The sequence below is a fragment of the Mucilaginibacter sp. PAMB04274 genome, from assembly GCF_039634385.2.
Taxonomy (GTDB): Bacteria; Bacteroidota; Bacteroidia; order Sphingobacteriales; family Sphingobacteriaceae; genus Mucilaginibacter.
On record NZ_CP155081.2, the window covers coordinates 978125 to 994471 of the forward strand.

Annotated in this window: 6 protein-coding genes; all 6 read left to right on the top strand. The window is 47.5% G+C overall.

The genetic code is table 11. The features are described 5' to 3' along the window. Positions 1–79: 79 nt before the first annotated feature. The 6 genes from ABDD95_RS04090 (at position 80) to ABDD95_RS04115 (ending at position 16313) form a co-directional block, all read left to right on the top strand. Positions 80–2860, top strand: a complete 2781-nt coding sequence (locus tag ABDD95_RS04090; RefSeq protein ID WP_345950630.1) for an alpha-glucuronidase family glycosyl hydrolase — start codon at positions 80–82, stop codon at positions 2858–2860. A 302-nt stretch (positions 2861–3162) separates the two neighbouring features. Continuing rightward, the gene (locus ABDD95_RS04095; RefSeq protein ID WP_345950631.1) at positions 3163–6060 is read left to right on the top strand and encodes a glycoside hydrolase N-terminal domain-containing protein; all 2898 of its coding nucleotides are present in this window, start codon (positions 3163–3165) and stop codon (positions 6058–6060) included. Between the two features lie 3 nt (positions 6061–6063). Then, on the top strand, positions 6064–9687 hold the full coding sequence (locus ABDD95_RS04100) for a malectin domain-containing carbohydrate-binding protein (RefSeq protein WP_345950632.1): 3624 nt from the start codon (positions 6064–6066) through the stop codon (positions 9685–9687). A gap of 20 nt (positions 9688–9707) precedes the next feature. Continuing rightward, complete coding sequence (locus ABDD95_RS04105; protein WP_345950633.1) at positions 9708–12506, top strand: family 78 glycoside hydrolase catalytic domain; 2799 nt, start codon at positions 9708–9710, stop codon at positions 12504–12506. Between the two features lie 221 nt (positions 12507–12727). Then, on the top strand, positions 12728–13864 hold the full coding sequence (locus tag ABDD95_RS04110) for a glycosylase (RefSeq protein ID WP_345950634.1): 1137 nt from the start codon (positions 12728–12730) through the stop codon (positions 13862–13864). 40 nt (positions 13865–13904) lie between these two features. Continuing rightward, the gene (locus tag ABDD95_RS04115; RefSeq protein ID WP_345950635.1) at positions 13905–16313 is read left to right on the top strand and encodes a sugar-binding domain-containing protein; all 2409 of its coding nucleotides are present in this window, start codon (positions 13905–13907) and stop codon (positions 16311–16313) included. Positions 16314–16347 lie beyond the last annotated feature (34 nt).

The window sequence follows — 16347 nt, forward strand, 5'->3', positions numbered from 1 at the left end:
CTGTAATTAAAGTCAGTTATATAGCGTTAATTATTTAGCCTATAGCATAGCAGCTAAAGTCGTTTTTGATATAACTGATATGACTAAAATACTCCAGGGCTTTTTTGCAGGCGTTTTGTGCTTGCTGATAGGTAATGCAGGTATGGCAAAAATTAACGTTGCAGCACCTAAAGCAGTAACCATCGTAACGCCGGCCGGTTCACATGTACGTATCACGTTCGGCGCTGCAAAACTGGCTAAAGCATTATCGGCCAATGGTTACCAGGTTAAAACTGTTCACCAGATGCCAACTACTGCTTCGGCTACCGTTGTAATTGGCCGTTTGCAGGATGTATTGATAAAAAACAGCTTAACAAAATACAAGCTTAAAATTTCGCGTAAGCCGGGTAAAGAAGGGTTTGCTATCAACACCGGCAAAAATACCGTCGTGGTAGCAGGCACCGATAATTCGGGTGTGTTATATGGTTGTATGGAACTGGCCGAGCGTATTGCAAAGCAAGGCGGAATGCCTGCTGCTTTAAGCCTAACCGACCAACCCGAGATGGTCATGCGTGGTGCTTGCGTAGGCGTGCAAAAGCCCGTTCTGTTAGAAGGGCGCGGTACTTACGAATATCCTTACACGCCCGAAAACTTTCCTTGGTTTTATGATAAAGCTTTGTGGTTGCGTTACCTGGATACACTGGCACAAAACCGCATGAATGCCCTGTACTTGTGGAACGGTCATCCGTTTGCCTCACTGGTAAGGGTAAAAGAGTATCCGTATGCAGTTGAGGTTGATGAGGCTACGTTTAAGAAGAACGAGGAAATGTATAAGTTCCTGACCGATGAGGCCGATAAGCGGGGTATTTGGGTGATACAAATGTTCTACAACATCATCGTCTCCAAACCATTCGCTGTTAAAAACAACCTCAAAACGCAGGATCGTAACCGCCCTATTGTTCCCATCATTGCCGATTATACCCGCAAGTCTATCGCAGCCTTTGTTCAAAAATATCCAAACGTAGGCTTAATGGTGGCCTTGGGCGAAGCTATGGAAGGCGTAGGGCAGGATGATATTGATTGGTTTACTAAAACCATCATTCCTGGTGTAAAAGACGGGTTAAAAGCCTTAGGCAAAACCGAAGAACCACCCATCGTTTTGCGGGCGCATGATACCGATGCACCGGCGGTGATGAAAGCGGCGCTCCCACTTTATAAAAATTTGTATACCGAGGCTAAATTTAATGGCGAGGCTTTAACCACCTACACACCTCATGGTGCCTGGGCCGATCTGCACCGCACCCTGAGCCGCATTGGCACCGTACAAATTGAGAACGTACACATTTTAGCCAACCTCGAGCCTTTTCGCTATGGTTCGGCCGATTTTATACAAAAAAGTGTGCTGGCCATGCATAACGTTTATGAAGCTAACGGCCTGCACCTGTACCCGCAGGCTTCCTATTGGGATTGGCCGTACTCGGCCGATAAACGCGACGAGCGTTTGATCCAAATAGACCGCGACTGGATATGGTACAAAGAATGGGCCCGTTATGCCTGGAATTGTCACCGCAGTCGTTCTGAAGAGGTTAAATACTGGTCGGCTCAACTGGCTGCTAAATTTGGATGTACGCAAGCACAAGGTGGGCAAATCTTGAAGGCTTATGAAGAATCGGGCGAAATATCGCCGCAGATACTACGCAGAGTAGGTATTACCGATGGTAACCGCCAAACTATGACTTTGGGTATGCTAATGGCACAATTTACCAATCCCGAAAAATTTGGTTTGTTTAGCTTGTTGTACGAGTCTGAAGCGCCAGAAGGAGAGATACTGAGTCAGTATGCCGAAAAAGAGTGGAAACACGAGCCTCACCGTGGCGAAACGCCCATGGATGTATTGAACAACATTGTAACCTATGGCAAAAAGTCAGTAGATGCTATAGAGCAGGCTTCGCCGGGCGTTACTAAAGATAAAGAAGAGTTTAGCAGACTTAAAAATGATATGTACTGCTACAATGCCATGGCTAACAGCTATTCGCATAAAATACGGGCAGCTATATCTATCCTGAGGTACAAATATTCTGACGATGTAACTGATCTGGACAAAGCCCTGCCCGATATGGAGCTGAGCTTAAACCATTTCAGAGAACTCGTTAAACTGACCAAGGATAGCTACTTGTACGCCAACAGTATGCAAACCCGCCAGCGTAAAATCCCGGTACCGGGTACTGATGGTAAAATGAAAACCTGGGCCGAACTGCTGCCCGTTTATGAGCAGGAATTGGCTAATTTCAAAAAGAATATTGACTCATTGAAATCGCCGGAGTCTAAAGCAAAGAAGGGACAGCAAACAGCGTTGGTAAACGCACAGATAAACCTTATAAGCGGTGGAGCTGGCACCTACACCATTGGCGCCGGTGCCCGGCCATTTGCAGATACGGCCGCCACTATAACTGAATTTGCCAAAGAACTGCAAGGCCTAAAAGGCGTACAGCTGGATCGTACCAAGCAATTCAAAGAAGGCACCGCTATTAAGTTTAATAACGCACAACCGGTTAAAGTACTGGTAGGCTATTTCAACAAAGGAGGTTTTATTAATCCTGATACTTGGCGCTACGCCTTGGCCCCCCAGTTGGAAATTGATGCCAGCGCCAATGATTATGGCCAGGCCGATGTAAAGCTGTCTAATGGCATATTGATTCCCGGGCAGCCATCTGTAAGCATACATACCTATAGCTTTAAAGCCGGCACAAATACCCTCACTTTACCTAAAGGTATAGCCCTGGTGCTGGGTTTTGTGACAGAAAGCCAGGTTGTACCTGTGTATGATGCCGGTTTCAGCAACGTAGGCAACATCAAAGATTTAAGATGGTTGTTTAATTAAGAGTTGAAAGGTAAAAGTTTAAAGCGGAACGGTTGTATCTGAAGGTTGACAGAGAAAGTTCTAATAAATGTAAACACAGGCAGAACACCTTATTCTTCACGCGGCATCAGGGCTGTTGCGGCTTGCATAAACTTAAGTAGAAGCACGAGCCGAGGTAGCCGCAGCACTTAGCCGCAGGTTTTCTTTTTAGTACTTTTTTCTTTTGTACAAAAGAAAAAGTACATCCACAGGCGATGGTACAAACACATTACCAAGCCTAACGGAGCACTGAAATAAGTACAAGCATAAGTCAAACAGCAGAAATGAAAAAAACGGTAACCTTTTCAAAACTAATAACATTAAGCCTTGCTGCTTTATCATTCACATCTGCTTATACCCAAACTCAACCCCTTAAACTCTGGTACAATAAACCCTCCCAAAAGTGGACTGATGCTCTGCCAATTGGTAATGGCCGCATGGGTGGCATGATCTATGGCGGTATTGATACCGAGCGCGTGCAATTTAACGAACAAACCTTATGGACGGGTGCACCACGTGATTATCAGCGCGAAGGTGCCTATAAATACCTGCAGCCCATCCGACAGCTTATATTTGATGGCAAACAAAAGGAAGCTGAAGCCATGGCCGAAGCACACTTTATGGGCCGCAAAAGCAACGAGGATACCTATGAGGCTCAAAAAACCTCCTGGTTCAAAACCGCCAGCAGCGTAAAAGCACCGGCTACCGCTCAGTACGACGACAGTAAATGGAAAACGGTAACCCTCCCAACCGAAAAGGGATGGGAAATAGTGCCTGGGTTTGAGGGGGTGGATGGCGCTGTTTGGTTTTGTACCGCCTTTGAGCTGCCTGCTAACTGGGTGGGTAAAAACGTGGTGTTGAGCCTCGGCCGCATTCGTGACCGGGATTTTACTTTTATAAATGGTGAACAAGTAGGCTCAGTGGATGGTCCTGATTACCGGAGGTACACTATCCCCGCTAAACTGCTGCATGCTGGTACCAACCAAATAGCCATACAAGTGATCAACTACTGGGATAAAGGCGGCCTAACCAGCAACGCCCGTGAGCTGGCCGTTTACCCTGAGGGTTACCAACTGGTTGACGAAAAAGCAGCCCGGGCCAGCGGTAAGTACGACGAAGCCATAAATGCCACAACCGGCGAAACCATCAAAGTAGTTAAACTAAACGGCAACTGGAAATACTGGATACAGGATGATAATCCACCGCAGTTCCCCCGCTACAATGCCGATTACCAGCCCTTTGCAGATTTATACTTGCAATTTTTTAAACAAGGCAACGTCAGCAACTATCGCCGCGATCTGGATATCAGCAATTCAACTGCACATGTGAGCTACACGGCATCGGGCGTTAATTACGCCCGCGAGTTTCTGGCCAGCAATCCGGCGCAGGTACTGGCCGTACATTTAACGGCTGATAAACCGGGCAAAATAACCTTTAACGCACTGTTAAAAACCTTACATCAGGGAGTTGCTATTCGTAAAGTGGATGCACACACGCTGGCTTTATCATTTAAAGTGCGTAACGGCGTATTGCGGGGTGTAAGCTACCTGTATGCCGATGCTAAGGGCGGCAAGCTAGCCGTAACCAATCAGGGCATCACTATAACCGGTGCTAACGAGGCGACATTGTACTTAACAGCGGCAACCAACTTTAAAAATTATAAAGACGTATCTGGCAATCCCGAGGCGCTTTGCCAAAAAGCTATGCAAGCTGTTCGTGGCAAAGCTTATGCGGCGGTTAAGGCCAAACACATAGCCGACTATCAACAATACTTTAACAAGTTTGCCCTTAACCTAGGCACCGGTAAAAACCAGCACCTGCCAACCGATGAGCGCATCTTGAAATACAACAGCACTGATGACCCCGCGCTGGTGAGCCTGTTTATGCAATACAGCCGTTATTTGCTCATCTCTACATCGAGGCTAGGCGGTGGTCCGGCAAATTTACAGGGTTTATGGAATGATCTGCTTACACCGCCCTGGGGCAGCAAGTTTACCACCAATATTAATCTGCAAATGAACTACTGGCCTGCCGAGGTGCTTAACCTTTCGGCCTGCACGCAACCATTGTTCAACATGGTAGATGACCTGGTGCAAACGGGTAAACTAACCGCCAAAGCACATTACAACATGCCCGGCTGGGTACTGCACCATAACACTGACCTGTGGCGTGGTACGGCCCCGGTTAATGCGGCTAATCACGGCATTTGGGTAACGGGTGCGGCTTGGTTAAGCGAAAGCTTGTGGGAGCATTACCAGTTTACACAGGATAAGGCCTTTTTGCAAACCCGTGCTTACCCGGTGATGAAAGGGGCGGCTGAGTTTTTTGTGAACTACCTGGTTAAGGATCCTAAAACCGGTTACCTCATTAGCACGCCATCCAACTCACCCGAGCATGGCGGATTGGTGGCCGGACCGACCATGGATCACCAGATCATCCGCGAAATATTTAAGAATACCGTAGCAGCGGCAAAAATATTAGGTACCGATGAGGCTTTTAGTAAAGTGTTAGAAGAAAAATACAAGCAGATAGCACCTAATATGATTGGCAAGTATGGCCAGCTACAGGAGTGGATTGTGGATAAGGATGATACCACCGATACCCACCGCCACGTATCACATATGTGGGGTATACACCCGGGTACCGATATTACCCCCGCCGATGTAAACCTGATGGACGCCGCCAAAAAATCTATGAAATATCGGGGCGACGAAGGTACCGGTTGGAGCCTGGCCTGGAAGATCAACATTTGGGCACGTATGCGTGACGGCGACCATGCCTACAAAATGCTCACCATGCTGTTGTCGCCAGCTGATGCCGTGCCAAACCACGAGAAAGGTGGCATTTACCACAATATGTTTGACGCCCACCCGCCGTTCCAGATTGATGGTAACTTTGGCGGTGCTGCAGGTGTAGCCGAAATGTTGCTGCAAAGCCAGTTCGGCAAGCTGGAGTTATTACCTGCTCTGCCCTCAGCTTTGCCAAACGGCGAGGTAAAAGGCATCCGTGCCCGTGGTGGTTTCGTTCTCAATTTAAGATGGCAAAACGGTGCGCTACAGCAAGCTGAAATATTATCGGAAACAGGCGCCCCTTGTACTGTAAAATATAAAGAAAAAGAAATAAAGTTCGATACGCAAAAAGGGAAAACCTACAAGTTAAGCAGCGAACTAAAGAAAATATAAATAATGGCTTACCAAACACATAACTTAACTCTAACTCGTGCTCAAACCACGGCCCTGCATTTTCCCCCTCGGGAGGGGAGAGCACTGCTGGTACGTTTTGTAAAAGTTTATGTGAGGAGTGTGTTGTTGCTTCTTGCAGTTACAATTTTCGGTGTGCTAACGGCATTGGCACAAACCCGGCAGCAAGTATCACTCAATAGCAACTGGCAAAGCGTTGCCGATGATAACAATGCACAGGCTTACAACGGCTTTGAGCAAGCCGCATTTAAAACTAAAAACTGGAAAGCGGTAACGGTTCCACATAACTGGGACCAGTACGAAGGGTATCGCCGCTTAAAACATGGCAACAAGCATGGTTATGCCTGGTATCGTAAAGTGTTTTCGGCTGAGCAGTTGAAGGCTGGTCAACGTTATTTTTTGTGGTTTGAAGGGATAAGCTCTTATGCTACCGTTTGGCTTAACGGCAAAAAAGTAGGCACACATGCCGGTGGCCGTACTTCTTTTACACTGGATGTTACCAAAGCCATTAAACTAAATCAACCTAACTTGCTGGCCGTGCGTGCCGACCATCCTGCGCATATTCGAAACCTGCCCTGGGTATGTGGTGGCTGTTCAGACGAAACAGGCTTTTCAGAAGGTTCGCAGCCAATGGGTATTTTCAGACCTGTGCATTTAATTGCTACCAACCCCGTAAGGGTAGAGCCGTTCGGCGTTTACATCTGGAACGACACGACGGTAACCAAGAAATCAGCAACGCTAAATCTAGAAACTGAAGTTAAGAACTACAGCGCTCAAACCGGCATCATTACCGTAGTTAATAAACTAACCGACGCACAAGGCAAAGCTATCGTTACCGCTCAAGTACAAAAAATACTGCAACCGGGTACAAAAGCCGTAGTGTTGCAGCAGTTAGCTAATATCAAAAACGTACAGCTATGGTCGCCCGATAAGCCTTATCTGTACACCCTGCATACACAGATTGTTCAAAACGGAAAAATTGTTGACGAGGTAAACACCCCATACGGCATCCGTTGGATAAAATGGGGAATGGGCATCAATGGCGATGGCCGGTTTTATGTAAATGGTAAACCCGTGTTCATCAATGGCATGGGCGAGTATGAGCACCTGATGGGCCGTAGCCATGCCTTTACGTCCGAAGAAATTAAAGCCCGGGTGATGCAATTGCAAGCTTCAGGGTTTAACGCATTCCGCGATGCGCACCAGCCGCACAACCTGGAGTATCAGCAATATTGGGATAAGTTGGGCATGCTATGGTGGCCGCAATTTTCGGCACATATCTGGTATGATACGCCCGAGTTTAAGGAAAACTATAAAAAGCTAATTGTTGACTGGATTAAGGAACGGCGTAATAGTCCGTCGGTTACGCTGTGGGGTTTAGAAAACGAGAGCAAACTGCCCGAAGCTTTTGCCCGCGAGTGTACCGAACTGATCCGCTCGCTCGATCATACGGCCTCATCGCAACGCAAGGTAACTACCTGTAACGGCGGTAAAGGTACCGACTGGGACGTGCCCCAAAACTGGACCGGTACCTATGGTGGCAACCCGCTTACTTATGGCGAAGACCTGAAAAAGCAAGTGCTAGTAGGCGAATACGGCGCCTGGCGCAGCCTCGAACTGCATACCGAAGGGCCTTTCGTTGCCAACGGACCGGTAAGTGAAGACCGCATGGCGCAGCTTATGGAAACCAAAGTACGCCTGGCCGAATCCGTACGTAATGAGGTTGCCGGTCAGTACCACTGGCTGCTGTACTCGCATGAGAATCCCGGTCGTATACAAGGCGGCGAGGGATTACGAGAACTGGACAGGGTAGGGCCAATCAACTACAAAGGCTTGTTTACCCCCTGGGGACAGCCGCTTGATGTGTATTACATGTTCCGCTCCAACTACGCACCAAAGGATAACGACCCTATGGTGTACATTGTATCGCACACCTGGCCTAACCGCTGGCTTAAGCCCGGTAAAAAGGATAGTATAACTGTATACGCTAACTGCGATGAGGTGGAGCTTTTCAATGATGTAAAAACCGTATCGCTGGGCAAGCGCAAACGCCAGGGCGGTATCGGTACCCACTTCCAGTGGGATGGCGCCAACATACAATATAACGTACTATATGCCGTAGGCTACGTAAACGGCAAGGCCGTAACCCAAGATTACATAGTGCTCAACCACTTGCCCAAAGCACCGCATCTTGCTCAATTAACTGGCAGCAGACCACAGGCAACAGACAACAGACAAGACCTCAACTACCTATACCGCATTAATTGCGGCGGACCAGATTATACCGACAAGCAGGGCAACCTGTGGCTTGCCGACCGTCACCAAATCGGCGCCAACACCTGGGGCTCTAAATCATGGACCGATGATTTTGAGGGAATGCCTGCATTCTTCGCCAGTCAGCAACGCACGTTTGATGTGGTAAAAGGCACGGCCGATGGCACATTGTTCCAAACTTTTCGTTATGGTATGGATAAGCTGCGCTATGAGTTTCCGGTGCCCGATGGACAGTACCAGGTAGAGCTTTACTTTAACGAGCCATGGTATGGCATAGGCGGCGGCAACTGTGCAGGTTGGCGTTTGTTTGATGTGGCAGTCAACAACAAAACCGTTCTGCACAACCTCGATATTTGGAAAGAAGCCGGAACCAATCAAGTACTAAAAAAGACTGTTACTGCAAAGGTAACAGGGGGTAAACTAATAATTTCCTTCCCTAACGTAACGGCGGGGCAGGCTATTGTATCGGCTATTGCTATTAGTACTGCTAACACCAAAGCGGTAGCTGCTGCGCCATCGGCCGGCATTATCCAAAATTTAAAAGCGCCGCAGGCATGGAAGCAAAAATCATGGCTGGACGTAGGCGACCAGCTTTATGCGGATGACCGAAACATTACCATTAACCAACTACCGCCGGTTTTATACGGTGCCGATCGGATACAAACAACTACCCGCCCCGGTACAGCAACTTTTGTAATGAATGCCGATGGCAGTGTTTATGTAGCTGCGAACATAGCAGGTGCCGGTACTCCGGCCTGGCTCAAAAGCTATGAGGTTACCGGTTTACAAATAAAATCAGATGCGAACGGTGAGCAGGGCATGGCCTTGTACCGCAAGGCGTTTAAAAAAGGTGAAACAGTTACACTTGGTGAAGCTTCGGGCACGGCTGTGTATACCGTAGCGGTAATGCCGGTGGTAACGCTGGAGCCGGCAACCGATCTGCGCAAAACCGTAACCTACCGTGCCGATAATGCATTGGTGCAAGGTAACGGCGCAGTGCTCGATACCCTGAGCGGCCGCAAGGTGGTACGCTTTACGCAGCCTGCAGGTAGTAGCGCAACGTTTGCCATTACCCCCGGCGTGGCCGATTTGTACGCGCTTCGGATAAAATATTACAACTTCACCGATAAGCCCTTAACCGCTAAAATGCAGTTGCTGGCGGCCGACGGTACTTTGATGAAAGAAGAAACGCTGACGTTTAAAATCATAGCCAAAGGTAAATCGGGTACTATTGCAACTACTACCGGCACCAGTATAAATGCCGGTAACTATAGGGTGGTAATAACCGCTCTTGATGCGCAGGACTTGAACCTTTCGGGCATTGAAATGCAGTAGCCCTTATAAATAAAAGAGTGATGAAGAAATTTTACCTGTGGTGTTTATTGCTCCCCTTGCAGGCTTTAGCACAAAACCTAAAGGTGGCTAACCTGCAATGCGAGTATAAAGCCAATGCACAAGGAGTGGATGTACCCGCACCCAAATTAAGCTGGCAACTGCAAAGCAGCGGTTATAATGTCACCCAAACCTCTTACCAGGTGTTGGTAGCTGATAATGCCGACGCTTTGGAGAAGAACACCGGTAACGTTTGGGATTCTAAAAAAGTGGCTTCATCTGCCTCCATACAGGTTTTGTACCGGGGCAAGCCCTTGCAATCGGCCAAAACCTATTACTGGAAAGTAAAAGTTTGGGATAACCAGCAGCATACCTCAGGCTGGAGCAAGCCGGCGCAATGGCAAATGGGCCTGCTCACCAAGGCCGACTGGAAAGGCGCACAGTGGATTGCTTATGACCAACTGCCTGACAGTTCACGCATCACACCGCTTATCCACCTGCGCGGACCAAAAAAGTTGGGCGAGGCTAATGATGTATTGCCGCTATTGCGTAAAACATTTACCATTAATAAGCCGGTAAAAAAGGCTACCCTATACATATGCGGACTTGGGCATTTTGAGCTGAGCATTAACGGCACAAAAACGGGCGACCACTTCCTGGACCCCGGATGGACCGATTATGACGACCAGGCACTGTATGTGCCTTTTGTTGTAACCAGCCAACTTAAGCAGGGCGGCAATGCCATAGGCGTAATGCTGGGCAACGGGTTCTACTTTATTCCGCGCGATAAGCGCTACCGCAAGTTAACCGGCGCTTACGGGCACCCAAAGATGATATGCCGCCTGGTTACCGAGTATGCCGATGGCACTACCGAAAGTGTTGTGAGTGACCAAAGCTGGAAGACCACTGCCGGCCCCATTACCTATACCAGTATTTACGGTGGCGAAGATTACGACGCCAACAAAGAACAACCCGGTTGGGATAAACCCGGCTTTAACGATGCGGGTTGGAAAAAGGTAATTACCGTAACCGGTTCGCCCCGGCTGGATGCGCAGATTGCCGAGCCGCTAAAAGTGTTTCAGCAGTTTAACCCTAAAAGCGTAAAATCATTGGGTGCAGGCGTTACCGGCCAGTACATCAAATCAAAAGATACCACCGTAAAGCAACAGGTTATGAACAACCGGGTGCTGTATGATTTTGGACAGAACTTATCGGGCATTGTTCAAATCACCGTGAAAGGCAAAAAAGGCGATACGGTACGCATTTACCCTGCCGAGCTACTAGCCACCGAGGGCACCATTAACCAAAAAGGTTCGGGCAACCCGCATTATTACGATTATGTGTTAAAAGGCAGTGGTGAAGAAACCTGGCAGCCACGTTTTACTTATTACGGTTTTAGGTATGCGCAGGTGGAAAATGCCGTAGCGAAGGATGAGGCTAACCCGCATAATCTGCCTGTAGTAACTGCTATTAAAAGCCTGCACACCCGCAATGCAGCACCCGAAGTGGGCCGGTTTGCCTGCTCAAATGAGCTTTTTAATAAAACCTTTACATTAATTGACTGGGCCATACGCAGCAACATGGCCAGCGTGTTTACCGATTGCCCTCACCGCGAAAAGCTGGGCTGGCTGGAAGAGGCACACCTGGTAGGCAGCTCCATTCGTTACACATATGATATTGCCAACCTGAGCCGCAAGTGCATTGATGATATGCGGTACTCGCAAACACCCGAAGGCCTGGTGCCCGAGATTGCCCCGGAGTTTACCAACTTTGGCGGCATGTTCCGCGATTCGCCTGAGTGGGGTAGTAATGCTATTATATTGCCCTGGTATGTGTACCAATGGTATGGCGATAAAAAAGTGCTGACTGATGGTTACCCGGTAATGCTCAAATACTTGGATTACTTAGCCGGTATGGCCAAAGATCACATTTTAACGCAGGGTTTGGGTGATTGGTATGATCTGGGTCCAAATTCGCCAGGTTTATCTCAGCATACCACCAAAGGCGTTACCGCAACGGCTATTTATCATTATGATTTGCAGATTATGAGCCAGATAGCCCGTTTGCTGGGCAAACCTGCTGATGCCGTAAAGTTTGATAAATTGGCTGTAGAGGTAAAAAAATCTTTCAACCATACCTTTTTTAATGTGCAAACCAGGCAATATGCTACGGGCAGTCAAACCTCCAATGCTATGGCCGTTTATTGTGGTTTGGTAGAGCCGCAGTACAAGGATGCCGTAATTGCCAATCTGATTAAAGATATCCGCAACCGTAACAACAGTCTTACCGCCGGCGATATTGGCTTCCGCTATTTGCTGCGTGTGCTGGATGATGCGGGCCGGTCTGACGTGATATTTGAGATGAACAACCGCGATGATGTGCCGGGTTACGGCTACCAGCTGGCTAAAGGCGCTACGGCTTTGACCGAATCATGGCAGGCGCTGGCCGGTGTGTCAAACAATCACCTCATGCTGGGGCATATAGCCGAATGGTTTTACAGTGCGCTGGCTGGCATTCGTCCGGGCGGCGGTGTGGCGTTCAAGTATATTGAGATACGCCCCGAGCCGGTAGGCGACGTGACATCCGCACAGGCCAGCCATGAGTCGCCTTATGGTACCATCAGCACCAAATGGGAGAAGAAGAACGGGGCGTTTGTGATGGAGGTGGAAGTGCCGGTTAATACCGGTGCAGCGGTTTACCTGCCGGTTAGTCAAACGGCTAAAATAACTATGAATGGTAAAAGTGTTAAAGCGCAAAGTTATAACAAGGGTAAGGCAATGGTGAAAATAGGATCGGGAAAATATAGTTTTACGGCTAAATAAGTACTAACATGATGTTGTAAGTGTTTCAATAACTTTTTTACGGAACACTTTGAAACACTCCTTAAAAAGTAATATGCTAGATGCCAAACATTAACAGTGTTCACCTCACTGCACAAAATTCGTCACTAACTTAATAGTGCTGATACAAAATGTTTCATAAAGTGTGCACGCCAGATGGAACAACTGAAACACAGTAATAACAATACGATTAAAACTAGAATATGAATATAATTCGACATATAAGCACTAAACTACTGCTGGGCATTATGCTGCTGGCGGGTACAACGGCATGGGGGCAGTCGGGCAATAAAACAGTGTCCGATAAAGTGATGCAAGAAGTTTACCAGGAGATAAAAACACCTTTCAAGTATGGCTTGGTGCTTACTCCCGATAGTAACAACCGCAAAATGGATTGTCCAACCGTTTTCCGTAAGGGTAACCAATGGTATATGGTGTATATTATTTTTGATGGCCGGGGTTACGAAACCTGGCTGGCTAAAAGTAAAGACCTGCTCAACTGGAAAACCACCGGTCGCATCATGTCTTTCAGTGATACTACCGATTGGGATAGCAACCAGAAAGCCGGCTATCTTTCCTTGCAGGATACCAAGTGGGGCGGTTCATACCAATTGGAAAAATACAACAACAAGTACTGGATGTCTTACTTCGGTGGTTCGAGCAAGGGCTATGAAAAAGGGTTGCTGTCTATCAGTATGGCTTATACAGATAATGATCCAACCACTCCGCATGAATGGCAACGCTTAGGTAAACCGGTACTCATGGCTACCGACAGTAATGTGCAATGGTGGGATAACCACACCTTGTATAAAGAAACGGTAATATGGGATAAAAAGAAATCACTCGGACATCCTTTTATTATGTACTACAACGCCAACGGCGACAGCGTAAACAAAAAACGTGGTGCCGAGCGTATAGGCATGGCTTTTTCTGATGATATGGTAACCTGGAAACGGGCGGCCAACAACCCCATCCTTAATCATAATGTAGGCATCACCGGCGATCCATATATTCAAAAGATAGGAGATGTGTGGGTAATGTTCTATTTTGGCGCATTCTGGAAAGACAAAGGCGGGGCATTTAACCGTTTTGCCTGCTCCTATGATTTAGCGAACTGGACGGAGTGGAAAGGCGATGACCTGATCCAATCATCAGAGCCTTATGATAACATGTTTGCGCATAAATCATTTGTGGTAAAGTACAAGGGCGTAGTTTATCATTTCTACTGTGCGGTTAATAAGGCCGATCAGCGGGGTATAGCAGTGGCTACTTCTAAAGATATGGGCAAAAGCACGGTCGGCTTTATAGCACCGCCGCCATCCAAAGCAAAAAAGAATTAGAACAAATTGCACGGTTAGTGTGATTACAAAAAGTTGATACATGCAGTTTAAGTGGTATAGCGTTATCGTATTGTTGTTGTTGTTTGGTATGGTTGAGGCCCAAGGGCAGATCAACCCGCGCAAGGTGGAGCTTTTTAACAGCAACTGGCGGTTTTACTTAGGTGATGATAACGCCGCAAAGAACGAAGTTTATAACGATAACGCATGGCGGCAGCTTAGCTTACCACATGACTGGAGTATTGAAGGTGCCTTTAACGAGAAGAACCCAACCACACAGGCGGGTGGGGGCTTACCAGCTGGCATAGGCTGGTACCGCAAGAACTTTGTGGTGCCGGCATCGGCACAGGGTAAAAACGTGTTTATTGACTTTGATGGCGTTTACTGCAACAGCGAAGTCTGGATAAATGACCATTACCTGGGTAAGCGTCCCAACGGCTATATATCATTTCAGTACGATTTAACACCTTACCTGCATTACGGAACGCAGGCCAATGTAATTGCGGTGAAAGTAGATAATTCGGCACAGCCTAACTCGCGCTGGTATACCGGTTCGGGTATTTACCGTAATGTGTGGTTAAGTACTGTGGCTAAATCTTACATACCACAATGGGGGAGTTTTGTTACCACACAGGTCAACAAAGCCAACGCCATAGTACGTATGCAAACACAGATTGTTAAACATCAGGAAGGGTTATACTTAAAAGCTGCGGTTTACACACCGGCCGGGCAATTGGTTAATTCTATTACTACACCTGTTGAAAGTAACGATACGGCTGTAACCATTAATCAGAATATTGTTGTTGGCCAGCCTAAACTCTGGTCGGTTGACAATCCTAATCTGTATAAGGTGGTATTACAGGTACTGGCTGGCAAGCAGGTTGTTGATAAATACCAAACCTATATTGGTATACGCACCTTTGATTTTGATAACGACGAAGGCTTTTCTTTAAATGATGAGCCGATGAAAATAAAAGGTGTATGTATGCACCACGATTTGGGCGCTTTAGGCGCGGCCATTAATGTGCGGGCAATGGAACGCCAGCTCGAAATACTGAAGGCGATGGGCTGTAATGCCATCCGCACGGCCCACAATCCGCCTGCACCTGAGTTTTTGGACTTGTGCGACCGCATGGGCTTCCTGGTAATGGATGAAGCCTTTGACATGTGGCGCAAAAAGAAAAATAAGCAGGATTATTACCAGCATTTTGACAAATGGCACAAACGCGACTTGGAAGACCAGGTAAAACGCGACCGGAACCATCCCTCTATCATTATATGGAGCATTGGCAACGAGATACGCGAACAGTTTGATAGTACCGGCATCAGTATTACCCGTGAGTTGGTAGGTATTGTGAAAGGGCTGGACGGCACCCGTTATGTTACCTCTGCCTTAAGCGAGGCCGACCCGAAAAAGAACTTTATCTATCAATCGGGGGCTTTGGATATACTGGGCTTTAACTATCATCCTGAAACTTATGCCAATTTTCCGAAGATATACCCTGGGCAAAAGTTCCTGGCTACAGAGACCATATCGGGTTATGCCACCAGGGGTTTTTATGATACGCCAACTGATAGTACCCGCCACTGGCCTACCAGTTCTAAAGAAAAATTTACACAAGGTAACCCCGAGTTTGCCGTTACGGCATACGATAATGTGGCAGCTTACTGGGGTTCAACGCATGAGGAAACCTGGAAGATCATCAAAAAGTACGATTACTTATCGGGCGAGTTTGTATGGTCGGGTTTTGATTTTATAGGTGAGCCGGTGCCTTATCCATGGCCGGCGCGTAGTTCCTATTACGGTATAATTGATCTGGCCGGATTTCCGAAGGACGTTTACTACATGTACCAGAGCGAATGGACCGATAAGCCGGTTTTACATATATTGCCTCACTGGAACTGGCAACCCGGTAAAACGGTTGATGTTTGGGCTTACTATAATAACGCCGACGAAGTGGAGCTGTACCTGAACGGGCGTTCATTAGGTGTTCAGAAAAAACAGGGGGAAGATTTGCATATAAGCTGGAAAGTTCCGTTTGAACCGGGTACTTTAAGGGCAGTATCACGCAAAAATGGCCGCATTGTGCTTACTAAAGAAATAAGAACCGCTGCTGAGCCGGCGCGTATCGAACTGCTTGCCGACCGTAAGTTACTTAAGAGCAACGGTACGGATTTATCGTTTGTTACCGTACGTGTATTAGACAAAAATGGGAATTTAGTTCCTGATGCTGATAATCAGATCAACTTTACCGTAACCGGAAAAGGCGCATTGGCCGGGGTTGATAATGGTGCACAGAGCAGCATGGAGCCGTTCAAAGCATCGCAGCGTAAAGCATTTCATGGCATGTGCCTCGCTATTGTGCAGGCTGCTCAAAGTTCTGGTGTGGTTACAATTACAGCAAGGGCAGATGGTTTGCTACCGGCAAGCGTTGTTATTCGTGTAAGATAGCTAAATGCTGCTTCAGGATAATATGCTATAACAG

Coding starts and splice junctions, on each gene's coding strand:
- ABDD95_RS04100 (WP_345950632.1), top strand. CDS start 6,064: ATGGCTTACCAAACACATAACTTAACTCTAACTCGTGCTCAAACCACG.
- ABDD95_RS04110 (WP_345950634.1), top strand. CDS start 12,728: ATGAATATAATTCGACATATAAGCACTAAACTACTGCTGGGCATTATG.
- ABDD95_RS04090 (WP_345950630.1), top strand. CDS start 80: ATGACTAAAATACTCCAGGGCTTTTTTGCAGGCGTTTTGTGCTTGCTG.
- ABDD95_RS04115 (WP_345950635.1), top strand. CDS start 13,905: ATGCAGTTTAAGTGGTATAGCGTTATCGTATTGTTGTTGTTGTTTGGT.
- ABDD95_RS04095 (WP_345950631.1), top strand. CDS start 3,163: ATGAAAAAAACGGTAACCTTTTCAAAACTAATAACATTAAGCCTTGCT.
- ABDD95_RS04105 (WP_345950633.1), top strand. CDS start 9,708: ATGAAGAAATTTTACCTGTGGTGTTTATTGCTCCCCTTGCAGGCTTTA.